Origin of the sequence: Streptomyces antnestii (genome assembly GCF_004005495.1) — a bacterium.
GTDB classification, from domain to species: Bacteria; Actinomycetota; Actinomycetes; order Streptomycetales; family Streptomycetaceae; genus Streptomyces; species Streptomyces antnestii.
Genome location: NZ_RZYA01000003.1, coordinates 393,441 through 416,983 on the forward strand (window position 1 = coordinate 393,441; position 23,543 = coordinate 416,983).

A 23,543-nucleotide genomic window follows, 5' to 3' on the forward strand; every position below is an offset into this window, starting at 1 on the left:
GTTCCTCACACGTTGGTGACCGTGATGAAGCGGTTGGTGAAGGTGGCGGTGCTGGTGGTGACCGCCGACTTGTAGGCGAGCGTCGCGGTGTACGTCGTGTTCACGGTCAGGCCCGTGACCTGGAACTGGGTGCTCGCCGAGAAGGCGCTGGTGCCGGTGACGACGGCGGCGCGGGCGTCGGCGGCGGCGAGGACGGTCGTCGCGCCGTTCTTGACGTTCGCCGACGCGTAACAGGCGGTGGTCGCCACCGAGCTGTTGACCTTGGCGCCCACGGTGATGAGGACGGCACCGGACGGCGGGGCGGTGAAGGTGACGGACGTGGGGTCGCCGGTGGAACCGGTCAGCGTCTCCACGTAGGCCGTCGACGTGGTGGTGCCGGTGGTGGTGTTGGCCTTGTGGACGGGGCCGGTGTCGAGCTGGGCCCAGACGGTCCCCGTGTAGTACGTGAACTGCTTGGGCGTGGTGAGAAAGGCGAGCATTCCGGCGACGGGCGCGACGACCTTCGCGTCACGCGACGCCGCGTCGGCGAACCTGAGCACGGTGCGGCCGTCGACCGCCTCCGCCAGGGACTGCATGTGTTGGGGGATGTTTGCGGCGTCGGAGGGCTGCGGATAGGGCAGCCCTCCGAGGGAGGTGAGCAGGGACATGGCGGGTCCTCCTAGGTGGGCGGAGCCGGCCCCCGCGTACGGGCGGAGTCGGCCTGTGCAGGCGGAGTCGGCCTATGTGGGCAGAGTCGGCGGAAGCGTTTCGGCGGGCGAGCCGCCGTCGCCGGACGAGGCGGCGGGGCTGTCGACCGGGACGGGCAGCGCCACGTTCCCGTCGGGCTCGGTGGAGTCGTCCGGCGGTTCCGTAGCCGGCTGCTCGGGCGGCAGTTCACTCATGACGTGCCTCCGGCGGGAACGAGCAGGTCGCGGTAGGTGAGTCCGGTGGCGGTCAGCTGGTCGAGCGTCGCGTAGGCCGCGGTGATGTCCGCGTACGTGCGCTGCGTGCCGTACAGCGGATCGACGGGCGGATCGGGGACGAGGCCGGGGTCGAGCGGCACGCCGTTGTACGAGGTGCCGCGCAGCGTCAGCGTCTGCTGCGGCGCCGTCCCGGCCTGGAAGGTGGAGCGGATGCCGACCACCCAGGCGAGCGTGTCCAGTTCGGCGCCCGTGGTGTCCACCACCCGTACGGTGTCACCGAGTTGGACCCGCGGATCGTGCAGGACATCCACCTCGCCGAGCACCGGCACCGGGTAGCGGCCGGCGTCGAGCATGGCGTGCGACAGCGTGTCGGCGGACTGGCGCGACTGCACCCAGGCGGAGGCGGGAGCCTCGTAGACCTGCTTGCCGTAGTACGCCTGGCTCGTGCTGTTGTACCAGGCGAAGGTGCGCTGCTTGGACTGCGCGGAGCGGACCTGCGGAATGATCTGGACGGACGGCTTGCCGTCCTTCGTCACGGTCCACACGCTGCTGGTGCCGTGGTTGATGAAGCGCACGACGTAGTCGGGACCGTCGCGCAGCGCGCTGACCGTGACGCTGCCCTTCACCGAGGTGCCGCCGGTGGCGGTGCTGCCGAAGCGCACCTTGTGGCCGTTGATCGGGGCGGCGTCGTCGTCGATGCCGAGCGGGCCGATGTCGTTCTCGTCCTCGGCGACGGTGTACCGGACCTCGACGACCGTGTTCGGCTTGATCTCCCGGATCACGGTGTCGAGCACCGCCTGCCCGTTGAGGCTGGTGACGCCGGTCCAGTCCGCGTAGGGCTGCGAGCAGTAGTTGCGGCAGGCGTCGATCTCCTCGGAGACGGTGAGCGCGGCGATGCTGTGCCGGGTGGTCACCGTCAGGTCGGGGCGCGGCGGCACGGAGCGGAACCGGTCGGGGCCCCGCCACCGGAAGACGCCCTGCTCGTCGAACTCGGCCGTCGACATCGTGGCCCGTGCGATCTCCGTGAGCGCGTCCCACTGCGATCCCGACACCTGCGGGATGTCGTAGAGAGGGATGTCCGCGGTGTCGAGGACGGCGCCCTTCCGCCAGCGGCCCTTCAGGTCCCACTCGTTGCCGTTGTAGGAGTCGAGGTCGGGCCAGGAACGGTCGGTGACCTGGAGGCACTCGACGGCCATGTCGGTCGTCAGATCGACCCGCTGGAGCTCGGACGGCGGCTGTCCGGCGGAGGCGTCCACGAACGTCGCCGGACCGCCGGCCAGATACTGGCCGTCGGGCGCGGTCAGGCGGGGCTTGACCGTGGCGAGGACCGAGGAGCCGCCGGCCCGGGTGTCCACGGCGAAGCCGAGGTGCCAGGTGCCGCGCAGCGAGGCGAGCTGGTTGAACCCCCAGGTGAAGTACCAGTACGCGCCGTTCAGGGTGCCCGCGGCGATCTTGACCACTCCGGTGGAGATGTCGAAGGTGCCGCTGTAGTAGCCGTAGGCCCCCGCGCTGCGGTCGAAGACCAGCTTGATCTCGACGATGCTGTCCTTCGCCAGCGCGGTGTTCACCCAGCACTCGGCCTGGAAGACCTTTCCCGACACGGCGAAGCGCGAGCGGGGCATCCAGGACACGGCGAGTCGCGCCGCTGCCGGCATGAGCGCCATCTCGTGCGGCGCTCCGTCCCGGATCCAGCTGTACGAGGCCGGGTCCGGCAGTGTCTCCGGCTGGCCGTGGCTCGCGTTGAAGCCGCCGTGCAAGGAGGCGTACAGGGCGGTGAAGGGCTGGTCCAGCGCGTCGGCCGGGGCAGGTGCGCGTGGTGGCGGACAGGTGTGGATGCCGCCCTGGCGCAGCAGTTCGTCCACGCACCAGACGGTGGTGGCGACCGGTCTGCCGTACAGCAGCCCGTGGTACGGGCGGGGCAGCTGGGCGGGGCCGCGCAGCCGCTCGGCGCCGTCCAGGGCCTGCACGGTGACGGTGTCGCTGCCGGACGCCGCCGAGCGGGACCGCACGGTGCCGCGGAAGGCCGGCAGGGTGCGGCCGGACAGGCCGGTGGCATGCACCACGGACTGCCCGGGCCGTACGACGTCCGCGGTGGAGCGCGGGGCCCACGCGGAGTACAGGCGCGGCGCGGGTTCCGCGTCGGCGCCGCCGAGCTGGAGCTCCAGCTGCGCCGAGGCGCTGCCGGAGAACGCGCGGAGCGCCTCGGGCAGGTCGGTCGCGTAGGACCGCTCCAGCTTCCACGACTGCACCTGCTCGCCGTGCTCCTGCCCGCCGAGCCGCGTGGAGTGGTCCGGGGTGCGTTCGGGGGCGGCGAGAGCGGCGGCGAGGACGTCGTCAGAGTTCTGCACCGCGCACCTCCACCAGGTCGATGCCGACGTTCCGGTATGGCAGCGGGTTCGCGGGTGCGTCGCTGTACGCGGTCACGCTCATCGCCGGACAGCCGTCGCCGAGGGCGAACGCCACCGGGGTGTCGCCGACGGTGAGACAGGCGCCGGCGAGCCCGGCCAGGCCGGTGGTGCCCGGACCGCCGACCGGGGTGACGAAGGCGGCGCCACTGGGGGCGGTGCCGGTGACGCTCCCGCCGGTGACGGCGCTGGTGCTCAGATACGTCCCGTCGACGTCCTTCCAGTCCAGCTGCGCCGTCGCGATGGCATCGATCCAGTCGGGCGGGAGCAGCCACGAGACGGTCATGCCGGGGGCGACCGGCCAGCCCGGCCAGGTCCCGTGCCGCCAGCCGATCCGGGTGCTCGCGTCCTGGCAGTCGACGAGGACGGTGTCGCCCATGAACGGGCTGATGACGGCCGTGCCCTGCACGGTGAACCAGTGATCGGCGCCACTGGCGGAGCCGCTCTGGCCGGCGGCCTGGTACGGGTCGAGCAGGTTCACGGACGCGGGGTCGAGCACGGCGACGGGACCGTAGGCGGTGACCGGACTGCCTTGCATGCCCGGCCCGTTGACGCGCCGGGCGAGCCGGGCGAGGTGCTGGGCGTCCTCGGGGAGCAGCGCGTCCCAGGCGAACTTCAGGCGACGCGGTGTGCGCGCGGGAGCGACGGTGGTGACCGTCCCTTCCAAGGACTTGAACTCGGTGACGTTCAGGTCGGCGGTCCGGTCCCAGCTCTTGGCGGACTGATCGATCTCACGCAGCAGTCCGGGCTTGCCGATCCACAGATTTCTGGTCATGTGCGTTCCTCACCTCCGGGCGAGCTGGCGCTGTCCCATGAGGACGGCGCGGGCGATGACCTGGGAGTCCACCGCGACGTGCACGGGCCGGTCCGCGAGCGCCTCGACGGCGGCGGCGAGCCGGTGCAGTGCGGCTCCGCCGCCGGGGTGGTGGCCGAGCATGCGGCTCAGCTTGGACAGCGGGATGACGGCCTCGGCCTCGCCGCCCTCACCGACGAGGGCGAGCCGGCCGCCGGAGCGGGCGGAGACGACGCCGCCCTCGGCGAGGGTGGGGATGTTCGGGATCTGCGGCAGATGGATCCCGAATTCCTTGCCGCCGACGATCGGCACCCAGCCGGGGATCTTGACGTGGATCGAGTTGAGGCCGCGGATCATGGCGTTGATGCCGCCGATATAGGCGCGCGGCAGCGCGGTGAAGCCGTTGACCAGGCCCTTCATGATGCTCTTGATGGGCCCGGCGTGGGACTTGATGGCCCCGGAGATCGCGTTCCAGGCCCACTTCACGCCGGTGGCTAGGGCCTTGGACACCTTGTCCATGTTGATGAACTGCCCGATGATCGGCGCGAGCAGCGTCATGATCAGCCCGAAGGCGTTGGCCTTCATGGCGGTGTTGAGGCCCTTCTGGGCGAGCGTCGCACCCTTGAGCCCCTTGCCGAGCCCGCCCATGGACTTACCGCTGCCGCCGGCGGACTTGCCGGCCTTGCCGACGGACTTCTCGACCGCGTCGGACTGGCGCTTCACGTCACGGAGGGCGGTGTTGGCCTTGCCGGACGAGGACTTGAGGTGGTCGAGGGAGGTCTTGAAACCGGTCGTCGATTTGGCGGACGCGCCGAGTGAGCTTTGCGTCTTGGTGGACGCGGACTTTATGGAGTCGATGCTCCGTCCGCTCTGCGCGGCGCTGGACTGCAGCTGACGGGCGGATGCGGAAGCCTGACTCGCGGCGCCGCGAAAGCGCGACAGCGAGGCGGTGGCAGTGGACAGACTGCGGGCTAGGGACACGGAAACTCCTTCCGGGCCGAGCGGATCCCCCTCATGGGCGGGATCAGGCGATTTGGGTCGAGACCTGCTGGACTTCCTTGTGGAGATCGCTCAGTGACCGGGTGAGTGCCAGAGCGGCACTCCGCATGTTCTTCAGCCGTTCGAGGTCGATCCTGTTTGTGGGCACCTGGACGGCAGGGGCGGCAGGTGCGTTCTTGGTGATACCGATGAACTTCTTGGGGTCCAGTTTCAGCTTGAGCTTGCCCAGCAGCTTCTCGCCGAGGACATCCCAGTTGAAGAATTTGATGCCGAGTGCGGCTATCGCGGCCAGGGCCGCCGGAATCCAGTTCTTCTTGATGATGTTGACGACGATGTCGCCGATGCCGGTCAGCGGCGCCAGTTGCTCGAACGTGCTCGGCTTCTCCTCCTCTTTCTTCGGCTCCTCCTTTTTCTCGGGGCTCGGCTTGGCGAGGCCCTTGATGCTGGCGTCGAAGTGCGCCTTGGTGACCCACGTGTCCTGCTTGCTTGTCAGCAGGGACTTGATAGTGACTACTTTTTCGTAGATTTCATCATTTGTTCGACTGGCCACTGTTTCTCCTGGACTTCTCAGGGAGATGAGTTTTGCCGGGGGCTTCTGGGTAGAATTGCTGGCTGCCGGGTCCGTGACCGTCTGGAGTCAAGGGGTGGGAGATAGTGCTTGAGAAGGTGCACGGCTATGCGATCCCAATTCTGGTGTTCGGGATTCCCGTGCTGGCGGGAGCGCTGCTCTTCATTTGGCGCGAGCAGGGTCTCCGTAGCCGGGGCGTGACTGTCCGCGCGAAATGCGTGGACAAGTCGAAGACCGACAAGGGTGAGTGGAGACTGAGACTTCTTTATGAAGTCGACGGCATGCAATATCAGCGCGAAAGCCTGCCCTACAAGGTTGCGCCCGTCGGTGTGGGGCAGCGGCTGGACGTGATATACGACTCGAAGGATCCAGGCTATTCGGAGGTGGCTGATCAGCGAACCAGCGGTATAGCGGCGCGAATTGTCGGCAGTATCGCACTGCTGTCGATCGTTTTGGCCGTGCTGTCTCTTCTCTGACACCTGGAGCGTCAGATGAAGAACTTGACCAACCGTTCCGCGCTGGGCATCGGCTCGGAGGCCGGGCCGGCGTCCGTCGCCGGCGGGTCGGCCTCCGCGCCGGGGCGGGGTATCGGCTGAGGCGGATCGAGGGGATTCGAGTCCTCGTCCCGGTTGACCGTGGCGAACATCCAGTTCGCCTCGGCCAGTTGATCGACCACTGCGGCCAGCAGATGGTCCGTGGTCGCCCACTCCGCGGCCTCACCGTGCAGAGAGTGAGCGAGGGCACTGTCTCGCGGCAGATGCCGCAGCAGCACCGCGAGCCGCCGCGACGACAGTCGCCCGCGATACCAGTCCAGCAGGTCCACGCCGTAGTGGCGCAGCAGATCAGCCTCGAGGGCCTCGGCGTGCTCTTCGGCGAGTGCGTCGAGGCTCAGTCTTCCCCCAGGCCGAGCCCGGTCTCCGTGCCGTAGGCCTCCAGGATGGCGGCGATGTCCTGCATGGTGACGTCGTGCCGCTCGAAGCGGGCGAACTGAGCGTCTCCGAGCAGCAGCTGGAGAAGCCCGTCGACGTCGTTGTCGTCGAGGGCGCGCAGCTTGCGGGCCATGCTGCGGCCGAACTCGGTCGGCAGCTCGAAGGTGTCGTCGTCGAGCTGGAAGGTCCAGGCGCGGCCGAGTGCTTCGAGGCGCTGGGCGCGGGCGGCGTTGACGTTGAATCCGGCCATGAGGTGCTCCGATCGAGGGAGTTGGGGGGAAACGGGGGACGACCGAAGCCCGGCGCGCATGGGGTGCGCGCCGGGCGGGATGGTGCGGGGCGGTGCCCGTTACGCGTACGCGCCGTCCTTCATCAGCCACGTGGCCAGCGGCTTCGTCGTGTCGTCCTGGGCGAACGCGGTGAAGGTGATGCCGAGCTTCATGGCGCCGGTACGGGTCATCGAGATCTCCTCGGTGTCGGTGACCTGGCCGCGCGGGACGATCAGGCGGTAGACGACCGCCGTGCCGTTCTGGACGTCCGTGAACTCGAAGCCCAGCGCCCGCTCGTCGGCGGCCGGGTTGGTGGTGAGGTCGTACTTGTAGGTGCCGGCCTCGGCCGGGGTCGGCGCCGTCGCCGTGGCGCCGCCGCCCATGAAGAACGGCAGGGTGTTCTTGTTGAACTGCATCAGCTGGAACTTCAGCGTGAGCTCACGGTCGGAGTAGATGTAGCGCAGCGCGCTCACCGACTGCCAGCCGTCCACCTGGTCGATCTTGTCCTTCTTGGCGAGCTTGACACCGTCGGTGGAGGTGTAGCCGAGCTCGGTCCACGCAGCGGCCCAGGGCACGCTGGTGTCGGCGGGGGCGGCGGCCGGAGTGGTGGGGTTGAACGCGGCGACGAGCACCTTGCCGGTACCCGGGACGCGGATCTGCGAGCTGGTGTTGGGAGCAGCCATGGAACGACTCCTTCATGAGGTGTGAGGTCCGAGATCTCAGGACTGAGGTGTGAGGTCTGAGGTGTGGAACGGGTCAGGCCGGCCGGACGGAGAGCTGCAGCCGGGTGAGATAGCGGTTGCTCGCCGGGCGGTTGTAGTCGGGGTACCAGCGCGGACCCTCCGCCTCCGCCACGTCGGTGACGATCGCCGTTCCGTAGCCGGTGCCCTGGAGTTCGTGGACACAGGCACGGGCGGCGAGCGAGATCGTGTGGGCCGTCGTCTTGTCGGCGGCGTACACCTCGAGGTCGACGATCGGATGGTCGAGGTAGAGGTCGTCGATCCACGTGCCGCCGCTACGCGAGACGAGGACGACCTGCTGGGTGCCGTCGAAGCCGCTGGGCGGCCGGTTGTCGACGGTGGTCCCGGCCAGCTCGGTGCGGGTCTTCAGGAAGTCGACGACGAGGCGTTCGACGTCGGGAAAGTTCAGGACAGACACATGAACACTCCCTTCGGAGGGTTCGCAAGGATGGAGAGCGGGAGCGGTACGGGGCCCGGCCGCGACGGCGACGAGGAGGTCCGGGCTCCGTCCGGGCAACACAAAGCGGCAGGACCGTCGCCCCGGATCCGTTCGGTCCGTGGGCGCAGCTCTGCCGCTGCTTCAACTGTGACGCAGGGGTTCAGATCTCGCAACTCGCCTTCCGGGTAAGGCTGTTGGTGCTCCGACATGCGTGAAGGCCGTGCCCGCGTGATGCGCGGACACGGCCTTCGGGGGCTCGGTGGTGGCAGTGCCGGCCGGGCTAGCCGGCGGACCGGGATGGGGCGGGGGCTGTTCGCAGATTCACCGCGCGTTCGGCGGCGAACACATCCTCTAGGCGATAGAGCAGGGCGCGTCCCTGCTGTCCGGCCGAGGCCAGGTGGCCGCGCTGCACCCACTTACGGATGGTGGCGGGGGTGACGCCGGTCTCGGCCGCGGCGAGGTCGCCGGTGATGAGCGGGCCGGAGGGGGCGACGGAGGTGAGGGGGGTGGTGGTCGGAGAGCAGGTCACGACGCGTCCTCCAGGATGTGGCGGCAGGCGGGGTTGATGCACATCACGACCGCCCGTTCCGGCAGTGCCCGCAGCGAGACGGAGTCGCACGCGGGGCAGCGTCCGGCGATGCGTACGAGCTGCTCGGGCTCGCCCAGCGCCCGCCCGCAGCGCTCCGCCATGCGGCGGGACTCCGATGCCACGTGGGCGGCCAGGTCCGGGAGGTGGGTGATGCGGTCTACGAGCGATGCGATGCGCCGCAGGCGTACGGGGACGGGGGCGGGCCGTGCAGGCCGCAGCCCGAGCCGTTCGCGTACGGCCTCCTCCAGCTCCACCACCCCGTCGGTGACGTCGCGAAGGGTGTCGGAGACGAAGAGCCGGACGGGTGCGGTGCCACCGGTGGGGGCGCCCCCGCGTCGCTCGCCCAGGGCGCGGCCCGTAGAGGGGGCCAACTCCTCGATCAGTAAAGGAAATCGATCAGCGAGGCTGCGGAGCCAGACGGCGGCAGCTGCGGAGGAGGTCTCGACATCCGCCACTTCCGGGATGCGGCTGCTCATAGTTCCGCCCTCCCGTCGACGACCGCGCGCCCATTGCGCCACAGCCGCCCTCCACTCACCCCGTCGAACCAGGTGCGCGCGGGATCGACCACGGTCTCGCACTCCTCCCGTATCGGGCAGTGATTGCAGGCTCGCAACGCCGGTTCCGCTTCGGAGGGGCTCCGGGTGAACACGGATCGTTGAGGGAGATGGGCGCAGGCGGCTGCCCTGCGCCAGTCGAGCTGATCGTCGGAATCAAGGAAACCCAAGGTCAAAGCGGCAGTGAAAGAAGTCGTCAGACCGGACACGTGCAGCGCCTCCCCACGCATGGGAATATGTGTTCGACAATTGCGAACGCGCGCTCAGCGTCGCATGGTGCGAGCGCGAGCGCAAGCGAATGAAGTGCCTGCTGTGACGTGTGGGGATTGGCTCAACGGCCGGGCCCGGCAAGAAAGTTGGGTGAATCTCCACAACTGCGCGCGAGCGCGCACACCTTTGGTGCGCGCGCGATCGGTACGCTGTCCCCGCGACGAGGGGAGAGCGACCACATGGGCACGAGCTCGTGGGCCAATGCCCACAACGACCAGAGCTACCGCGACGAGGGGGCGCGCAGCCGTCCCAAGGGGGCCGACGGACTGGAGGAGTTCGCGTCCTGGATCGAGGGTCTGCTGCGCAGGCGGGGCTACGACATCGACAGTCCGCGCGGGGGCGGGAAGTCGAAGCTCGCGGACGACGCGGGAGTTCACCGCGCCGCCGTCAGCCGCCTGTTGCAGCGCCAGAGCATGCCGGATCTGGAGACGATGCGACGCCTGGCCGGCGTGCTCGACGTCCCGCTGCGCGACATGCTGATCCGCTCAGGACGGGTTTCGGAGGACGACCTGCCGGTTACCGGAGCGCACGAAGGGAAAAGGGGAGCAGAGGACCAGCGCCTCAGTCCGGAGGAGGCCGCGCGGAGGATGGGTGTGCCGCCAGAGCTGCTGGAGACCTTTGTCAAGGTCGCGAAGCAGTTTCTGCCGGACGGCGATTGAGGGAACGGTAGCCCTGGGGGTGGGGCGTGAAGGGGTGTGCGTATGGCGCGCGAGGGGGGTGACTCGGAGGCACTGGCATCTACGCGCAGTGAGTCCGGGGACACGGGGGATGCGGCCGAACAGGGCGACGTATCCCACCTGTTGGGGGGACTCCTGATCGAACTGGGCCGCAAGGTTCAGGAGGCGGGGGTCGAAGGCATACGCATCCTCACGGCCGACGAGCTCGACGAGGGCCGGCTCGACTGGTTCCGGGCGGGGTGGGACGAGCATGCGCGGGCGACGGACTCCCCGGCGGACCCGCGCGAGCGGCCGGGCGCGACGGACCACCCACCGACCGAGCCGCCCATACCCACTCCGGGCCGTCTGCTGCGGTTCCCGGGCCGGGAGGAGGGGGCGGGCGAGGTCTTACGCCCCTCCGGCACGGACACGCATCCGCTCCCGCTGGTAGGGGCGGGCGAGGCGAACGTCCGAGACCTCATGCCACACCGCCCGCGGCCGGCGCGGGGGCGCCCGCGTGAGGGGGGACGGGAGCACGTACGGGGGTCTGAGCCGGACTGATGGTGCGGGGGCGTGCCTGGCAACCGGGCCATCCGCATCGGGTGCCGGAGATACGCCGGACCACGTCCCGCCTGACCACGCCGTCGTCACGTCATGTGATCGACGGATCCTGCTCGTCCCGCTCCGTCCACTCGGTGTCCTTGACGACGCAGTCGGCGGTCGCGCTGACCCCGCGCAGCACCCCGGTCACGAAGGCGGCCACCGCCAGGCCGCAGAGCAGCCAGGCGAGCAGGCCCGGCAGGCCGTCGGTGCCGAGGAGGAGGGCGGGCAGGGATGCGAGGAGGGCGCCGGCGGCGATGGGGCCGTGGACCGGCAGGCGGAACTTTGCGTTGCGGCGCAGGGGGCGGGCCCGGCGGTCGCGGGTGGTGGGTCGGGGGTCGCGGACGCTGTGGGTGGCGGTGCGGTAAGTGACTTCGGCAGGGTTCGTCAGGCCCAGGATCGTGGTGCCGTCGCGGTCGGCCACGAATGCCACCGGCTGCATGCTCTCGATCAGCTTGTAACGGCGTGACCACATCAGCCAGCCCTGGGTACCGCTCAACAGCTCCCCTGCGCGGGCAAGTTCGCTCACTTCTGTCGTCGCGAGCGGAATCTCGTCACCGCTCGCGTCGTGGAGGAGGAGGCTGTACTCCTGCGTTACGGAGATCTGGCCCGGCCGGTCGCCGCGCTCGCTGTAGCGCAGGAGCAGCGGACGCCCGACACGTACACGCACCGCATGCACCTCGCCCGCGGCGGCGTCCTCGATCAGAACCCTCACCTTGTCCCGGAAGGCTTTCGGAGATGCCGAGCGGCGCAGGAACGTGGCGATCTTCAGCGTGCCGAACAGGGTGAGGAAGAAGAGGAAGGAGCCGATGAACGTGCCACCCCTCATGGCGAGCCAGGCCAGGGTGCACGGGGTGAGTGCGATCAGTACGGCGCCCGTCGCCCGCCCGAAGTCACGTGGAATGGCGGGCAGTTGGGACGGTAAAGCGGGGGGCTCGGCGGGCGGGGGCGTGTCGGGTGTCGTCAGGCGGGGTGCGGTGAGGCACGCCAGTGCCCAGGCGGCCGTGAGTACGGCGGTCGCGGCCAGCGCCCCGACGATGTCGAGACGCGGGACCGAGGTGGTGACAGGTACGTAGACCAGGGCCAGGGAGGTCGCAGCGGTGGCCAGCGCCCCGGTACCCAGGGCACGCGTGAGCAAGGTGGAGCGTCTCATGGTGCTTCCTCTGTTCCTTGGGTCCAGCAGGAGTACTCCGTCGGGCCCGGGGAGGGGGGGAAGCACCGGATGGCTGACGGGTTGACGCCTGGTCAGTGTGCCGGTGGGGTCGGAGCGCGTAAAGGGGATCTGCCTGGCTCGGTGGGGGCGTCTGCTGTGGACCGCCCACGTCGAGCAGGGTTCGGCCTGCCCGCATCCGGCCCGTCGACAGCGCTTCGCCCGGCCGGGCGGTCTGGCGGGGCGAAGCGGCGCCCTCTAGTTTTTCGATATACCCGTTGAGCCACTTGAATTCCCTGGTGGCGCCCAGGATGGTAATGCCCTTTTCGTCAATTTGTCGAGCTTCTACTCCGCTGGTGTGCTCAAGTCGGGCTCCAGGTCGTGTACTAGGTGCTACGTTGCGCTGCATGGCTGCTGGCAGTGTGCGTGTAATGATTGTGCTCCCCATTAGTCGGGCGTGGTACTTCGAGCCTCGGCGATTCAGTTCAATTGCCCGAAAGGTCAAGAAGGCCCTCGCGGTGGCTGACAGGGTCGACGGAGGCGGAATCGTAGACGTGGTCTTGTATGGCGTATCGAGCCAACAAAAGGGGTCCGAGTCGATGGTCGTTCACACGGAAGTGAGCTCAAAAGATCTCGATCAATGGGTGAACGATTGGGCGGTTCGACCGAGCGCGCCACGCGGCTTATTTGGTGATCATACTCCTGTAAATAAATTCGAGGAGCATTTTGGGGTCGAGGACGACTATTATGGTCGCGCTCTTCCTGGCCTGATCGTGGACGAGATTCATCGAAGCACGATGTCCGCCAAAGGTGATCACTTCGTCATTTTTGGACTCGACTGGGGTCGTGGCCTCAAAGAGCTCGTCCGTGCCGTCATCAAACTGGATAGGCCCGATATATTTTGGCAGTTCTTCGGTGACGCCACCGATATCGATCACCATGACTTCTGGGGGCGAGACAACCTCAAGCGGGGAGGAGTGGCGCCAAATATTTGGGCACATCTGAACACCTACTGGACCTCAAGGTCGATCACCCGTGGGTTCAGGAAATGGCGGAAAGCACGCGCTTGAAGTCGGTGTCGTCAGCCGGCGCCGAAGAATTGGGCCAGCATCGGCGTACGCGTGGTGTGCCGTCCGTCTTCCGGGGCGTCATGCCCATGCCCTACCGTGCCGACGTGACCGACCAGGTGTTGCGCAGCCGTCGTACTACCGCGCGTCTGGAGCAGGGCGCTGTCCTGCTGGACCGGTTCGGTACCGGGCTGCGCGTGCGTATCCCGCTCACCGCCATCGAGACGGTCCGGGCGCGCGGGCCGGAGGGGCGGCGCGGGATCGAGATCGTTCTCACCTCGGGCCCGGACGGATCCGTCCCCGTCACCTACCCACTGCGGCCGTCGAGCGCCGCGGCCGCCACAGCCTTTGCCGCCGCCGTCAACTCCGCCCTGCCCGTGCGGGATGCGGCCGAGCCGCGCCGGGACGGTTCCGCGGCCGTGTCGGTCCTGCCGACGCCGCCGAGAGTCCGGCGGCCGGGTGCGGGGTGGACGGCAGGGGAGCGGGCAGCGTGGTGGTTCTACGGCGGTCTGTTCGTCCTGGGGCTCGGCCTGACGATCGCGACCGGTGACCGGGAAGTGATCGTCATCTGGACGGCCTTCTACACGGTGTTCCTCGTCGGCTGCTCGATCACGACAGCCGTGTGTCGGTCGACGAAGGACTGGTGGCTCCTGCGCCGTCGCGGGATCACTGTCGTGGCCACGTACGAACGGACCGACTACGGCACTGGTTCGGACGGCGAGACCACATCCACCAAGGTGTACACCTTCACCGACATCGCGGGCGTGGAGCGCGAGTACCTGGGCGGAGGCAAGCTCGTCGCCACCGACCCGGAGCGGATCGAGGTGACGTACGATCCCGGCGCCCCGGAGCGCATGAGCTCCCGGTCCGGGCCCGTTGTCCGATTGCTGCTCTTCCTCGCGTACGTCCTCCTCGGTCTCCCCATCAGCTTGCTCACCGCCGCCTACCCGGTGATCTACCTCTCCTTCGTCGTGGCGGCCTTGATGTGATTTCTGGTGCCCCGCTCGCGAACTCCCTTGTGGAAAAAGTGAGTTGGCGGACGTCGGTGATGCGCTAAGCGAGCGTGAGCAACAGGGAGTTCGGGTCGGGACATGGCGGCGTCGTGACCGTCTGGAGTCAAGGGGTGAGAGATAGTGCTTGAGCAGGTGCAGGGCTATGCGATCTCAATTCTGGTGATCGGGATTCCCGTGCTCGCGGGAGCGCTGCTCTTCATTTGGCGCGAGCAGAGTCTCCGGAGCCGAGGGGTGACTGTGCGCGCGAAATGCGTGGACAAGTCGAAGACTGACAAGGGTGAGTGGAGACTGAGGCTTCTGTATGAAGTCGACGGCATGCAATATCAGCGTGAAAGCCTGCCCTACAAGGTTGCGCCCGTCGGTGTGGGGCAGCGGCTGGACGTGATATACGACTCGAAGGATCCGGGCTATTCGGAGGTGGCCGATCAGCGAACCAGCGGTATAGCGGCGCGAATTGTCGGCGGTATAGCCCTGTTGTTGATCGTCCTGGCCGTGCTGTCTCTTCTCTGACCTCGTCCCGGTTGACCAAGCGCATGCAGGAGCTGCAGGGATCCTGAGCTGCGCTCAGGCCCGGAGTTTGATCTGCCGTATCAGCAAGGCGAGTTGAGCCAGGCCGGTGGCCATGACAGTGTCCGGGGCGTCGCTCTCGCGGAGGCGGATCGTTCCGTCGGGGGCGGTGGCGACGTAGACGCAGTTTGCCTGGTCTTCGCTGAACGTCGATTTCTGCCAGGACAGTTGGGGCATTGTCAGGCCTCCTGAAGGCTGTAGAGCAAGTGCTGGATCAGGGCCAGGGAATCGCGCGTCTCGTGTGTGGACGCGGACACTCCCGGGTCCACGGCGGGGAGCGCGGCGGCGCGGAGCCGGTCGAAGCGCGACCTGTACTTGAGTACGGCGTCACTCTCGTGGACGTACAGCGAGGCCGCCGGGCTCTCCACGAGCACAGTCTCCATGGTCGAGTTGTGGGATTCGACCAGCAGGAACGGGGTGCTGAACGCGGACAGGCCCTCTGCGGTGAAGGGGAGTACTTGGACCGTGATTCCTGGCAGTTCAGCCATCCGGATCAGGTGCAGCAGTTGCCTGCGCATGACGGCCACGCCGCCGAACCGAACGTGGAGCGCGGCCTCGTGGACGACGGCGTGCAGAGTCGGAGGGCGCTCCTGGGCGAGAACGCGCTGCCGGTCCATCCGGAACTGGACGGCCCGCTCAAGGTCGTCGTTCGGCCGTTCCGTCCGGCTGGAGCGGAAAATGGACCGCGTGTAGTCGGGGGTCTGCAGGATGCCGGGAATGAACAGGGACTCGTACGAGTAGAGGCCGCCGGCGGCTGCCTCCAGCTCCGCTAGATCCAGTACGGGCTGACTCAGGACGCGGCGGTATTCGGCCCACCACCCCTTGCCGCTCTCTTCGCTCATCGCGACCAGCGCCTCGATCAAGGGTTCCCGTGTGCACCCGTACGCGTGGCAGAGCGCGCGCAGTTTGTCCGAGGGGATGGCGGTGCGCCCGGCCTCGACGTGACCCAGGTGCGTGCGCCCCATGCCGATGAAGTGCCCGCCCTCGGTTACGGAGCAGCCCGCCTGTTCGCGCAGCTTCCGCAGCTCCGCGCCGAGTCGACGCTGTCGTTCCGTGGTGCTGGTGCGGAGTGCCAACGCGCTGCCTCTTCCGATGGGTTGGCGTCAGTTTGCTCTGTCGGGGGTGAGTCGGTCCACCCGATCCGGCGAATGGGTTGCACGCGTGAACCCCTATTCCCTACCTTGAGTGTGGCGCCGGTCACTCACCGGTACCGCTCAGCCCCCCACGCCCATAAGCCGACAGTGCACCCGCCGCCCCCGCCAGGGGTGCCGGGCAATGCCATCGCCGGGTGCGAGGCGTCACCCCCCTCACTCGCTTCTCCCGACGGGAGTACCCCCCATGGGCCTCGATCCTGCCCGGCGCGCAGCCCACCGCTCGCCCCAACTCGCCTACGACTACAGCCTGTTCGCGCCCGGTGATGCCCGCGCGCCCAAGGTGTGCCGGGACTTCGTGCGGGTCGTTCTGTTGGCCCTCGGCCGGGAGGCCCTCGTCGTGCCTGCCGCCCTGTGTACGTCGGAGCTCGTCACGAACGTGCACCTGCATACGAAGGGGTCCGCCATGCTGCGGCTGCTGGCGACTCCCGCCCGGCTTCGGATCAGCGTGTTCGACGAGAGTCCGGATCCGCCTGTGGTGACCCGGCAAGCCGCAGGGGCCGCCGCCTGCTGGGGGCGTGGGATCGCGCTCGTATCCGAGGTCGCCGATGCGTGGGGTGTCGCGGGGGAGCGGGCCGGCCGGTACGCGAAGGGCGTGTGGTTCGAGCTGGGCGGGGAGGTTGAGGGGTAGCGGGCATTCGGCCCGCCACCCCCGCCCCGGCGTCGCGTGGGGTCAGTGCGCGGCCACGAGGTCGTCCTGGAAGTGGCGGTTGGTCTGGCAGCCCAGGTTCTCGTAGGTGTTGACCTTGGTCGCCGGGTCGGTCTTGAGCAGGTGGTACTTGCAGGCGCTCTTGATGTGCTCGCCGGCGATGCCGCCCGGGAAGTCGATCTCCTTGTTCCAGAGGTACGGGGACTCGTAGCCGTTGAGGTGGGCCGTGGCGTTCACGTCGATGCCGCCCGGGGCCTCGATCTCGTACACCCACCCCGTCTTCGCCGCGCCGTAGGTGGCGAACTTCTGTGCCACCCACTTCTCACAACTGGTGCTGACGTGCGCGGTGTTCTGGCCGCCGCCCTTGACGATGTACTCGGCGAGCGGGGTGAGCGTGTCGCCGCGCGGAGTGAAACCGTCCTGGAAGAGCTGCTGCACGTTCTCCCGGGTGTCGCCCCGCCAGAGCGTGTTGGTGTCGTAGCGCCACTGCCAGTTCTCCATGGCCGCGGTGCTCAGGACGGCCGGGAAGATGGCGGGCGAGGTGGTGGTGCGCCACCAGTCGAACGGCTGGAAGGGGCCGACCGGGCCGCAGGGCCCGGTGTCGGGAGCGGCAGCCTTGGTGGCGGTGGTGGTGGCGGCGCCCGTGGTGGCGGTCTTGGCGGTGGTGGAGCCGTGGGTGGCCGTGTCGGCCGAGGCCGCGACGGTCATCGGGACGGTGACGAGAGCGGTGGCGGCGAGGACACGCAGAGCGGCCTTGAGCACGGAGGGAACCCATCAGTTGATCAACTGGACGGGCTCTTTATAACGGCGTAGGGATCATGAACCGGCCGTCGCGGACACCAGGTCACTCCCAGGGGTAAACAAGTCATACCGCCACCCGGCACCCGCCACTCGCCCCCACCCGGAGGGGTTACTCGCGGTTACTGTCGTCTTCAGGTCCAGAACGCTCAGACCCGTTTCCGTCTCATTTGGGATTCATCTCTTGACGCTATGTGTCCGGCCGAGTTGGCTTCCAGCCACCTCGGCCGCAACGACGCGGTCACGTCAGGGAGGTATGACAAGTGAATCCGCGTACGAAGCGCGCCGTCCTCGTCGGGGCGGCGTCCGCCATGGCCGTGTCCCTCAGCGCGTGCGGGAGCAGCTGGACCGAACCGTCGAACGACGCCGCGGACAAGGCGTCCGCCCGGCAGAAGCAGGACCTGAAGATAGGTCTCCTCCTGCCCGAGAAGGAGACCGCGCGCTACGAGAAGTTCGACCACCCGCACATCGAGAAAGAGGTCGAGTCCCTGACCGGCGGAAAGGGCCGCGTTCTCTACGCGAACGCGGAACAACACGCCAAGCGCCAGGAGAGACAGGTCGACCAGATGATCCGCGACCGGGTCGACGTCCTGATCCTGGACGCGGTCGACTCCAGGTCGATCGCGGGCTCGGTCAGGAAGGCCAAGGACGCGGGCATCCCCGTCATCGCGTACGACCGGCTCGCCGAGGGCCCCGTCGAGGGCTACGTGTCGTTCGACAGCGACCAGGTCGGCCATGTGCAGGGCATGGCGCTCCTCAAGGCCCTCGGCACCAAGGCCTCCAAGAACAGCCGCATCGTCATGATGAACGGCTCGGTCACCGACCCGAACGCCGCGCTCTACAAGGACGGTGCCCTGGCCGAGCTCAAGGAACAGGTGACGGTCGCGAAGTCGTACGACACCAAGGACTGGAAGCCGGAGAACGCCCGCGCCAACATGGCCGACGCCATCCGGGCGCTCGGCGCGCAGAACATCGCCGGGGTCTACTCCGCGAACGACGGCATGGCGGGCGGTGTCATCAGCGCCCTCAAGGCCGCCGGCGTCACCACCCTCCCGCCCGTCACCGGCCAGGACGCCGAACTCGCCGCCGTGCAGCGCATCGTGGCGGGCGACCAGTACATGACCGTGTACAAGCCGTACCCGGAAGAGGCCTCCACCGCCGCGCAGATGGCCGTCCTCCTCGCCCAGCAGCGGGACATCGAGTTCAACGCGCTCACCAAGGACCGCGTCGACAGCCCGACCACCCCGAACGTCCCCTCACTCCTCGTACAGGTCGTCCCGATGACGCGCAGCAGCATCAAGTCGACCGTGATCAAGGACGGGATCTACCGGACCGGGGACATCTGCACGGCCGCGTACGCGGCGGCGTGCGCGCGGATCGGGCTGAAGTAGGGGCCGTGGGTCCCCCCCCCCGCGGGGCGGGGACCCACGGGCGGGATCAGCTGCCCGAGACCGTGAACTCGGCCGTGTTGTTGGCCAGTTGCGGGTCGAACGCGCTGATGCGCAGCTCCGGATTGTCGTTCACCGTGGCGACCGAACCCTTCGCGCCGCCCTCGATGACACGGTCGACGCGCAGGGTGAAGTCGAACGTCGAACGGTCCTTCTCCCACATGAAGATCGGGCTCTGGCACGTGTACTGGTTCGTGCCGCGCTCGTAGCAGGAGTCGGGCGCGCCGGTGACGGTCGTGCCCTGCGGGATGGTGACGTCGATCGCCGCCGCGGGGGCGCCGGCGCCGAGCGAGGCGACCCAGGCCGGGCCGCGGTTCTTCACGCCAACGCGGGCGGTGACGATGTCACCGGGGGCCACGCCCTTGATGTCGTTCGCGAGGGCGATCAGGTCGGCCTTGTTGTCCGCGTTGATCAGGGTGCTGCGGTAGTTGTCCTCGGTGTTCAGGTCGGGCTCGGTCGCCGTCGCGCTCAGGGTGCGGGCCGCGGGGACGGCGGCGGGCACGAGGTCGGCGCCGGTGCCCTGGACGAACGGCCGCCCTGCGACGGCCTGCTCGTACGCCTCGTCCGAGTACTGGTCGACGGAGTAGTCGAACCGCTCGTACAGCGCCGCGCCCGTCGCGCGCACCGCGCCGGCCGCCGACAGGTCGTACTGCTGACCGGGCGCCACGGGCTTGTCGAGGACGCAGACGGCCGTGGTGCCGGTCTGGTGCGTGGTCGCGTCGTCCTCCAGGTATGTGCAGTTGCCGAAGCGCTGCGCGAAGTCCAGGCCGTGCGAGGCGAAGAGGGTGAGGAGGGTGCGGTCCGCGGTGCGGTTGCCGTGGTTGGACAGCCGGATCGCCTGGGCGATGTCCGAGCCCGGCGCGACGCCCGTCCGGTACGGGACCTGGTTCACGCCGAGGTCGGGGCCGTCGCCGAGCCGGACCTGGGTGTCCGTGGGGTAGCCGGTGAGCGGGCCGAAGGAGCTGTCCGCGTCGGCGGTGAAGTGGATCGTGCCGGTGGTGTCGGCGGGGGCGCCGGCCTTGGCGCGCAGGCCGATCTCGGCGACGGTCTCGTACGGGCCGGTGTTCAGCGCGCCGAAGTCGCAGGTCGCGGTCAGCGCGTCGGCGCCCGGGGCGCAGTCCGAGGGCCAGGTCACGTCGGCCACGTTCGCCAGCTCGGTCGCGTCGACGGTGAGTTTGCCGCCGGTGATGGCGTTGTTCGTGTTGTCGTGGCCGAGCTTCACCTCGATTGTGTTGCCGACGGCGTCGCCCTGCGCGTCGGCGGTCGGCAGGACGAGGTCGTACGGCGCCGCGATCCAGAGCGCGTCCGTCTCCTGCTCGTCGGCGCTCGCCGGGGCGACGGAACCGAGCGCGAGGACGGCGCCCGCGACGAGGGCGAGCGACGCGTGCCGCCGCCGTCTGCGACCGGCGAACGGTTCCTGGGGAACACGGGGTGCCTGGGCTGCCTGGGATGCCTGCATGAGGACGTCTCTCCCTGGGTGAGGTACGGGGCGGGGAGTTGGACATGCAGGGGCGGGGGTTGGTTGTACGGAGATCGTTTCGGGTGGCGGTCCCGGGTGGCAGTCCCGGGTTGGCTATCGGCTCTCGCCGTGTTCCGGTGCCGGTTCCTGGTCCTGTTCCGGTTCGCGTTCCAGTTCGCGTTCCAGCATTCCGGACTGGCCGATGAGGTAGCCGAGTTGGGCGCGGCTCTCGCTGCCGAGCGTGCTGGCGAGCTTGGCGATGTGCACGCGGACCGTGCGGATGTTCATGCCGAGGCGTTTCGCGATGACGGCGTCCGTGTGGCCCTCGATGAGGAGCGCGGCGATCGTGCGCTGCCGGGAGGTGACGCCGTCCTTCGCCGGGGGGCGGTGCGCGGCGACGGGGAACATGGGCGTGGCCAGGCGCCACAGGCGCTCGAAGGTCGTCACCAGGTAGGAGATGAGGGCGGGGTGGCGGATCTCCAGGGCTACGGTGCGGTCCGTGTTGGCGGGGATGAAGGCGACGGTCCGGTCGAGCAGGACGAGCCGCTCGGTGACCTCGTCGAGGGTACGGACCTGTACGTCGCCGCGGAGTTGTTCGTAGTGGGCGACGGCGGCGGTGGAGTGGCGCGCCGTGTGCTGGTACAGCGTGCGCATCCGGCAGCCACGGGAGAGGAGTTCCTGTTCCTGGGAGAGGACCGAGGCCAGCAGGGTGGCGGGGCGCTGGCCCGGCTGGACGGTCAGCAGCTCCTGCGAGGAGGTGGCCATGGCGTCGGTGATGGCGTTGTTGATCCGCTGGAACCCCATGAGGACCGAGATCATGGGTGTGCTGTGGACGGCCGCACGCTGGGCGTCGAGGTCCATGAGCGGGCCGAACGTGTCCGCGAGTTTCGACTCCCGGCGGCGTTGGAGCGCGATCTCGTTCTCGATCCTGCTCAGCAGGCCGGGCAGCACCAGAGCGGGGGACACGGGGCACAGCCACTGTCCGTCGTCCGGGTCCGCGCGCAGCAGGCCGAGGTCGAGGAGACACGGTGCGAGCGTCGCGTCCTCGTCCTTGACCCGGCCCTCGCGCAGGGCCCGGGAGTAGAGCGCCGTGCCGGCGGCACACAGCTCCTCGGCTCCGTGGGCGTGCGCGCCGGTGGTCACGAGTCGTGGTCCTGGTCCTGGTGCTGGTCCTGGTGCTGGTCGAGGAGGCCTGACTGCGCGATCAGGAACCCGAGCTGAGCGCGGCTGCCGCTGCCGAGGGCGGCGGCGAGTTTGGCGATGTGGGCGCGGCAGGTGCGGACGTTCATCCCCAGGCGACGGGCGATCGCCTCGTCCACGTGGCCTTCGATGAGCAGTTTGGCGATGGAGCGCTGGACGCCGGTGATGCCGTTGGTCGGGGGCGCGTAGGGGGTCTCCTCCAGGAGGGGGACTCCGCGGACCCACAGTTGCTCGAAGACCTTGGCCAGGTAGTCGACGAGGCCCGGGTGGCGGAGTTCGAGGGCGATCGGCCGGTCACCGGAGACCGGTATGAACGCCACCGACCGGTCGAAGACCATCAGCCGCTCTATGAGCTCTTCGAGGGTCCGTATCTCCACGTTCCCCTTGGCCATGTGCTCGGCGTACACGAGCGTTCCCTGGCTGTGCCGGGCCGTGTGCTGGTAGAGCGTGCGCATCGTGATGCCGCGGGCGATGACGGACTGGCCCCGTTCCAGTGCCTCGGTCAGGGAGTGCTCGCTGCGGCCGCCGCCGGGCTGCACCGTGAGGATCTCCGAACGGCACTCGCCGATGGCGAGTTCGATGGCCGAGTTGATCCGGTTGATCCCTTCGAGCACGGTGACCGCGTGGGTGGTGGGGACATCCTGCGCACTGATGGCCATGAATGGCTCGAAGTGATCGGTCAGTTCGACCGCCAGGCTTCTCCGCTCCTGGATTTCCCGTTCGATGGGGTGCAGGCGCTGCGCAAGCGCGGCGGCAGGCGGAACTGGGCGGAGCCAGGTGGCGTCATCCGGGTCTGGGTGGAGAAGGGCGAATTCCATCAGGCAGGGAGCGGTCGCCACTTCGCTTCGGGCGATGCGTCCGGACCGCAGAGCGCTGGCGTACAACCGCCGCCCTTCGTCGCACAGTTCAGTCGCGGCATGAGGATGTGTCCGATGTGCGTTGTTTGTTGCCATAGATCCACCCCCCAGGGTCCTGAACGTGCAGGAACATGATGCATCGCTCCTGTGGTGTTTGGATGGCTGAATGAGCCATCGTCTTGGGAGTCGGGGGAGAGACGCCATGGAAGTGAGGACGAAGCCCACTATGTGCAAGAGAATGCTTCGCTCGGTGATGGCTATTGCCTTCTCCGCAGGTCTGGCTTTCGGTGTGTTCGGTACCCAGGACCTGTCCTGGAGCAGCGCGCCGACCACTCACGTGTCCGCCGACCTGTCCTGGAGCACCGCGCCGGCCACCCATGTGTCCGCCGGTCAGAGCATCGCGCCGCCGGACCTGTCCTGGAGCGTCGCTCCGGTGGACACAGCAGCATGAGCACCCCGCCCGACGACAGAACGTTCCGCCGCGAGATGGCGACGGCCTACCGTTCCGGGTGGCATTTCATCGATCTCGTCACGGCGATTCCGCACCGCGGCGATTCGTTGATGGTCACCCTGTTCGGCGAGCCGATCGTCGTCGTGCGGGACGAGAGCGACGAGGACGAGATCCGGGCCTACCGGTGTCTTCGCCGCCCTCGGGGCGCCCCACAGCCAGTGCGGTGCGCCATCAGGTACGGAATGGTCTTCGTCAACCTCGACCAGCGTGACCACCAGCTGGTACGGGATGCGGGGCCCGAGGTCCCGCACGCCACCTCAGTCACATCAGCCACCCCCCGCAGTGCCTGACGCGATTCCCCCGTCGTTGTAGATCGCGCAGGTGCTTCCCCCCGCAGCGGCGTCACCGTGGACCTGAACACGGTGGCGCCGCTGTAGTTTTCCGCCCGGCCCGGGTACGGGTCCCGGTGTCACCCGTTCCCTGTCACCCGTTCCCTGTCACCTGTCCCCTTTCGGGTGTTCCCGGTCGGCTGATCGACGTCAGCCGTTCCCCGTCGCCCGGGTCAGGGCGATCTCGATGACCACGCGGTCCGGGTTGGGCGCGGGCACGCGCTCGTACCGCTCGGCGTACCGCCGCACCGCCTCCGCCACCCTCTCCGGCTCCGCGCTGATCTCGGCGCGCCCCTCCAGCGTGGCCCAGCGCCGCCCGTCGACCTGGCAGACCGCCACCCGGGCCCCGCCCTCCGTCGCCGCCCCGGCGAGCACGTGCGACACCTTCGCGCTCGACTTGTTCGTGATCACCCGGGCCAGGCCGGCCTCGGGGTCGTAGGTGACGCCGACCGGCACCACGTGCGGGGTGCCGTCGGGGCGCAGGGTCGTCAGCGTGCACAGGTGACGCTCCCGCCAGAAGCTGAGGAAGGTCGGGTCGGGGTGCAGAGGATCGTTCCGCTTGGCCATGCCCGGAACCTATCGCCCCGCCCGGACATGTCCCGCCCCGGTACTTGAGTGGAGTAGACTCAAC

The 23,543-nt window shown here is 68.6% G+C and carries 31 protein-coding genes; 10 read left to right on the forward strand and 21 right to left on the reverse strand.

All coding sequences use genetic code 11. The annotated features are described in order from the left end of the window. Window positions 1–5: 5 nt before the first annotated feature. The 6 genes from EOT10_RS42580 to EOT10_RS09720 all read right to left on the reverse strand — a co-directional run bounded on the left by EOT10_RS42580 (window position 6) and on the right by EOT10_RS09720 (window position 5,649). Window positions 6–647, reverse strand: coding sequence for a hypothetical protein (locus tag EOT10_RS42580; RefSeq protein WP_127827686.1), 642 nt, complete (start codon window positions 645–647; stop codon window positions 6–8). 72 nt (window positions 648–719) lie between these two features. Then, window positions 720–881 (reverse strand): hypothetical protein, encoded by a 162-nt coding sequence (locus tag EOT10_RS41235; protein ID WP_189491365.1) that lies wholly within the window; start codon window positions 879–881, stop codon window positions 720–722. Further along, window positions 878–3,250, reverse strand: coding sequence for a type 2 periplasmic-binding domain-containing protein (locus tag EOT10_RS09705; RefSeq protein WP_127827687.1), 2,373 nt, complete (start codon window positions 3,248–3,250; stop codon window positions 878–880). Before EOT10_RS09705 ends, EOT10_RS41235 begins: the two co-directional genes overlap by 4 nt. Then, on the reverse strand, window positions 3,237–4,082 hold the full coding sequence (locus EOT10_RS09710) for a hypothetical protein (RefSeq protein WP_127827688.1): 846 nt from the start codon (window positions 4,080–4,082) through the stop codon (window positions 3,237–3,239). The genes EOT10_RS09705 and EOT10_RS09710 overlap by 14 nt, the downstream gene beginning before the upstream one ends. 9 nt (window positions 4,083–4,091) lie before the next feature. Beyond that, window positions 4,092–5,081, reverse strand: coding sequence for a hypothetical protein (locus EOT10_RS09715; protein WP_127827689.1), 990 nt, complete (start codon window positions 5,079–5,081; stop codon window positions 4,092–4,094). A gap of 43 nt (window positions 5,082–5,124) precedes the next feature. After that, window positions 5,125–5,649: a hypothetical protein gene (locus EOT10_RS09720; protein WP_127827690.1), complete on the reverse strand. Its 525-nt coding sequence runs from the start codon at window positions 5,647–5,649 to the stop codon at window positions 5,125–5,127. A gap of 104 nt (window positions 5,650–5,753) precedes the next feature. On the opposite strand from EOT10_RS09720, the gene EOT10_RS09725 reads away from it, so the two are divergent. Beyond that, window positions 5,754–6,143 (forward strand): DUF3592 domain-containing protein, encoded by a 390-nt coding sequence (locus EOT10_RS09725; protein WP_127827691.1) that lies wholly within the window; start codon window positions 5,754–5,756, stop codon window positions 6,141–6,143. Between the two features lie 11 nt (window positions 6,144–6,154). Here EOT10_RS09725 and EOT10_RS09730 read toward each other — a convergent pair whose 3' ends face one another. From EOT10_RS09730 to EOT10_RS09760, 7 genes are all read right to left on the reverse strand, one after another. After that, complete coding sequence (locus EOT10_RS09730; RefSeq protein WP_127827692.1) at window positions 6,155–6,490, reverse strand: hypothetical protein; 336 nt, start codon at window positions 6,488–6,490, stop codon at window positions 6,155–6,157. 65 nt (window positions 6,491–6,555) lie between these two features. After that, entirely contained in the window at window positions 6,556–6,846 is a 291-nt protein-coding gene (locus EOT10_RS09735; protein WP_127827693.1) for a hypothetical protein, read from the reverse strand. A 99-nt stretch (window positions 6,847–6,945) separates the two neighbouring features. Next, a complete protein-coding gene (locus EOT10_RS09740; protein WP_127827694.1) occupies window positions 6,946–7,548 on the reverse strand; it encodes a phage tail tube protein in 603 nt (200 codons plus the stop codon). A gap of 73 nt (window positions 7,549–7,621) precedes the next feature. Further along, window positions 7,622–8,023 (reverse strand): hypothetical protein, encoded by a 402-nt coding sequence (locus EOT10_RS09745; protein ID WP_127827695.1) that lies wholly within the window; start codon window positions 8,021–8,023, stop codon window positions 7,622–7,624. 301 nt (window positions 8,024–8,324) lie between these two features. Continuing rightward, window positions 8,325–8,573: a helix-turn-helix domain-containing protein gene (locus EOT10_RS09750; protein WP_127827696.1), complete on the reverse strand. Its 249-nt coding sequence runs from the start codon at window positions 8,571–8,573 to the stop codon at window positions 8,325–8,327. Next, window positions 8,570–9,109 carry a hypothetical protein gene (locus EOT10_RS09755; protein WP_127827697.1) on the reverse strand — a complete coding sequence of 180 codons (540 nt, stop codon included), beginning with the start codon at window positions 9,107–9,109 and terminating at the stop codon, window positions 8,570–8,572. Before EOT10_RS09755 ends, EOT10_RS09750 begins: the two co-directional genes overlap by 4 nt. Continuing rightward, window positions 9,106–9,417, reverse strand: coding sequence for a WhiB family transcriptional regulator (locus tag EOT10_RS09760; protein WP_127827698.1), 312 nt, complete (start codon window positions 9,415–9,417; stop codon window positions 9,106–9,108). The genes EOT10_RS09755 and EOT10_RS09760 overlap by 4 nt, the downstream gene beginning before the upstream one ends. Before the next feature lie 219 nt (window positions 9,418–9,636). On the opposite strand from EOT10_RS09760, the gene EOT10_RS09765 reads away from it, so the two are divergent. Together EOT10_RS09765 and EOT10_RS09770 are read left to right on the forward strand one after the other, a co-directional pair. After that, window positions 9,637–10,116: a helix-turn-helix domain-containing protein gene (locus tag EOT10_RS09765; protein ID WP_127827699.1), complete on the forward strand. Its 480-nt coding sequence runs from the start codon at window positions 9,637–9,639 to the stop codon at window positions 10,114–10,116. Between the two features lie 42 nt (window positions 10,117–10,158). Continuing rightward, complete coding sequence (locus tag EOT10_RS09770; RefSeq protein ID WP_127827700.1) at window positions 10,159–10,674, forward strand: hypothetical protein; 516 nt, start codon at window positions 10,159–10,161, stop codon at window positions 10,672–10,674. Between the two features lie 91 nt (window positions 10,675–10,765). Here EOT10_RS09770 and EOT10_RS09775 read toward each other — a convergent pair whose 3' ends face one another. After that, on the reverse strand, window positions 10,766–11,866 hold the full coding sequence (locus EOT10_RS09775) for a hypothetical protein (protein ID WP_127827701.1): 1,101 nt from the start codon (window positions 11,864–11,866) through the stop codon (window positions 10,766–10,768). Between the two features lie 404 nt (window positions 11,867–12,270). On the opposite strand from EOT10_RS09775, the gene EOT10_RS09780 reads away from it, so the two are divergent. The 3 genes from EOT10_RS09780 to EOT10_RS09790 all read left to right on the forward strand — a co-directional run bounded on the left by EOT10_RS09780 (window position 12,271) and on the right by EOT10_RS09790 (window position 14,453). Further along, entirely contained in the window at window positions 12,271–12,933 is a 663-nt protein-coding gene (locus EOT10_RS09780) for a VWA domain-containing protein (RefSeq protein ID WP_189491368.1), read from the forward strand. A gap of 104 nt (window positions 12,934–13,037) precedes the next feature. Further along, a complete protein-coding gene (locus tag EOT10_RS09785) occupies window positions 13,038–13,919 on the forward strand; it encodes a hypothetical protein (protein ID WP_127827703.1) in 882 nt (293 codons plus the stop codon). 144 nt (window positions 13,920–14,063) lie between these two features. Next, complete coding sequence (locus tag EOT10_RS09790; protein WP_127827704.1) at window positions 14,064–14,453, forward strand: DUF3592 domain-containing protein; 390 nt, start codon at window positions 14,064–14,066, stop codon at window positions 14,451–14,453. A 54-nt stretch (window positions 14,454–14,507) separates the two neighbouring features. Here EOT10_RS09790 and EOT10_RS09795 read toward each other — a convergent pair whose 3' ends face one another. Both EOT10_RS09795 and EOT10_RS09800 read right to left on the reverse strand, forming a co-directional pair. Further along, entirely contained in the window at window positions 14,508–14,687 is a 180-nt protein-coding gene (locus tag EOT10_RS09795) for a DUF397 domain-containing protein (RefSeq protein WP_127827705.1), read from the reverse strand. Between the two features lie 2 nt (window positions 14,688–14,689). After that, entirely contained in the window at window positions 14,690–15,586 is an 897-nt protein-coding gene (locus EOT10_RS09800; protein WP_127827706.1) for a helix-turn-helix domain-containing protein, read from the reverse strand. 262 nt (window positions 15,587–15,848) lie between these two features. Between EOT10_RS09800 and EOT10_RS09805 the strand changes: the two genes are divergently transcribed. After that, a complete protein-coding gene (locus EOT10_RS09805; protein WP_127827707.1) occupies window positions 15,849–16,292 on the forward strand; it encodes an ATP-binding protein in 444 nt (147 codons plus the stop codon). A 42-nt stretch (window positions 16,293–16,334) separates the two neighbouring features. On the opposite strand, the gene EOT10_RS41240 is transcribed toward EOT10_RS09805, so the two are convergent. After that, the gene (locus EOT10_RS41240) at window positions 16,335–17,072 is read right to left on the reverse strand and encodes a scabin-related ADP-ribosyltransferase (RefSeq protein ID WP_189491371.1); all 738 of its coding nucleotides are present in this window, start codon (window positions 17,070–17,072) and stop codon (window positions 16,335–16,337) included. Window positions 17,073–17,371: 299 nt separating this feature from the next. On the opposite strand from EOT10_RS41240, the gene EOT10_RS09820 reads away from it, so the two are divergent. After that, on the forward strand, window positions 17,372–18,499 hold the full coding sequence (locus tag EOT10_RS09820; protein WP_223280896.1) for a sugar ABC transporter substrate-binding protein: 1,128 nt from the start codon (window positions 17,372–17,374) through the stop codon (window positions 18,497–18,499). Window positions 18,500–18,545: 46 nt separating this feature from the next. On the opposite strand, the gene EOT10_RS09825 is transcribed toward EOT10_RS09820, so the two are convergent. The 3 genes from EOT10_RS09825 to EOT10_RS09835 form a co-directional block, all read right to left on the reverse strand. Beyond that, a complete protein-coding gene (locus tag EOT10_RS09825) occupies window positions 18,546–20,015 on the reverse strand; it encodes a hypothetical protein (RefSeq protein WP_127827710.1) in 1,470 nt (489 codons plus the stop codon). Between the two features lie 114 nt (window positions 20,016–20,129). Next, on the reverse strand, window positions 20,130–21,158 hold the full coding sequence (locus EOT10_RS09830) for a helix-turn-helix transcriptional regulator (protein ID WP_127827711.1): 1,029 nt from the start codon (window positions 21,156–21,158) through the stop codon (window positions 20,130–20,132). After that, window positions 21,155–22,168: a helix-turn-helix domain-containing protein gene (locus tag EOT10_RS09835; RefSeq protein ID WP_127827712.1), complete on the reverse strand. Its 1,014-nt coding sequence runs from the start codon at window positions 22,166–22,168 to the stop codon at window positions 21,155–21,157. The genes EOT10_RS09830 and EOT10_RS09835 overlap by 4 nt, the downstream gene beginning before the upstream one ends. Before the next feature lie 154 nt (window positions 22,169–22,322). Here EOT10_RS09835 and EOT10_RS09840 point away from each other — a divergent pair, with 154 nt between their 5' ends. Together EOT10_RS09840 and EOT10_RS09845 are read left to right on the forward strand one after the other, a co-directional pair. Next, a complete protein-coding gene (locus tag EOT10_RS09840; protein ID WP_431313270.1) occupies window positions 22,323–22,523 on the forward strand; it encodes a hypothetical protein in 201 nt (66 codons plus the stop codon). Then, on the forward strand, window positions 22,520–22,873 hold the full coding sequence (locus EOT10_RS09845) for a Rieske (2Fe-2S) protein (protein ID WP_127827713.1): 354 nt from the start codon (window positions 22,520–22,522) through the stop codon (window positions 22,871–22,873). Before EOT10_RS09840 ends, EOT10_RS09845 begins: the two co-directional genes overlap by 4 nt. Window positions 22,874–23,062: 189 nt before the next feature. Here EOT10_RS09845 and EOT10_RS09850 read toward each other — a convergent pair whose 3' ends face one another. Further along, on the reverse strand, window positions 23,063–23,479 hold the full coding sequence (locus EOT10_RS09850) for a pyridoxamine 5'-phosphate oxidase family protein (protein WP_127827714.1): 417 nt from the start codon (window positions 23,477–23,479) through the stop codon (window positions 23,063–23,065). Window positions 23,480–23,543: the final 64 nt, after the last annotated feature.

Bases quoted from the DNA above. Each gene is read 5' to 3' on its own strand.
- EOT10_RS09845 (WP_127827713.1), top strand. From the start codon at position 22,520: ATGAGCACCCCGCCCGACGACAGAACGTTCCGCCGCGAGATGGCGACG.
- EOT10_RS42580 (WP_127827686.1), bottom strand. From the start codon at position 647: ATGTCCCTGCTCACCTCCCTCGGAGGGCTGCCCTATCCGCAGCCCTCC.
- EOT10_RS09850 (WP_127827714.1), bottom strand. From the start codon at position 23,479: ATGGCCAAGCGGAACGATCCTCTGCACCCCGACCCGACCTTCCTCAGC.
- EOT10_RS09770 (WP_127827700.1), top strand. From the start codon at position 10,159: ATGGCGCGCGAGGGGGGTGACTCGGAGGCACTGGCATCTACGCGCAGT.
- EOT10_RS09735 (WP_127827693.1), bottom strand. From the start codon at position 6,846: ATGGCCGGATTCAACGTCAACGCCGCCCGCGCCCAGCGCCTCGAAGCA.
- EOT10_RS09710 (WP_127827688.1), bottom strand. From the start codon at position 4,082: ATGACCAGAAATCTGTGGATCGGCAAGCCCGGACTGCTGCGTGAGATC.
- EOT10_RS09805 (WP_127827707.1), top strand. From the start codon at position 15,849: ATGGGCCTCGATCCTGCCCGGCGCGCAGCCCACCGCTCGCCCCAACTC.
- EOT10_RS09795 (WP_127827705.1), bottom strand. From the start codon at position 14,687: ATGCCCCAACTGTCCTGGCAGAAATCGACGTTCAGCGAAGACCAGGCA.
- EOT10_RS09755 (WP_127827697.1), bottom strand. From the start codon at position 9,109: ATGAGCAGCCGCATCCCGGAAGTGGCGGATGTCGAGACCTCCTCCGCA.
- EOT10_RS09835 (WP_127827712.1), bottom strand. From the start codon at position 22,168: ATGGCAACAAACAACGCACATCGGACACATCCTCATGCCGCGACTGAA.
- EOT10_RS09825 (WP_127827710.1), bottom strand. From the start codon at position 20,015: ATGCAGGCATCCCAGGCAGCCCAGGCACCCCGTGTTCCCCAGGAACCG.
- EOT10_RS09740 (WP_127827694.1), bottom strand. From the start codon at position 7,548: ATGGCTGCTCCCAACACCAGCTCGCAGATCCGCGTCCCGGGTACCGGC.
- EOT10_RS09775 (WP_127827701.1), bottom strand. From the start codon at position 11,866: ATGAGACGCTCCACCTTGCTCACGCGTGCCCTGGGTACCGGGGCGCTG.
- EOT10_RS09765 (WP_127827699.1), top strand. From the start codon at position 9,637: ATGGGCACGAGCTCGTGGGCCAATGCCCACAACGACCAGAGCTACCGC.
- EOT10_RS09780 (WP_189491368.1), top strand. From the start codon at position 12,271: ATGGCTGCTGGCAGTGTGCGTGTAATGATTGTGCTCCCCATTAGTCGG.
- EOT10_RS09760 (WP_127827698.1), bottom strand. From the start codon at position 9,417: ATGCGTGGGGAGGCGCTGCACGTGTCCGGTCTGACGACTTCTTTCACT.
- EOT10_RS41235 (WP_189491365.1), bottom strand. From the start codon at position 881: ATGAGTGAACTGCCGCCCGAGCAGCCGGCTACGGAACCGCCGGACGAC.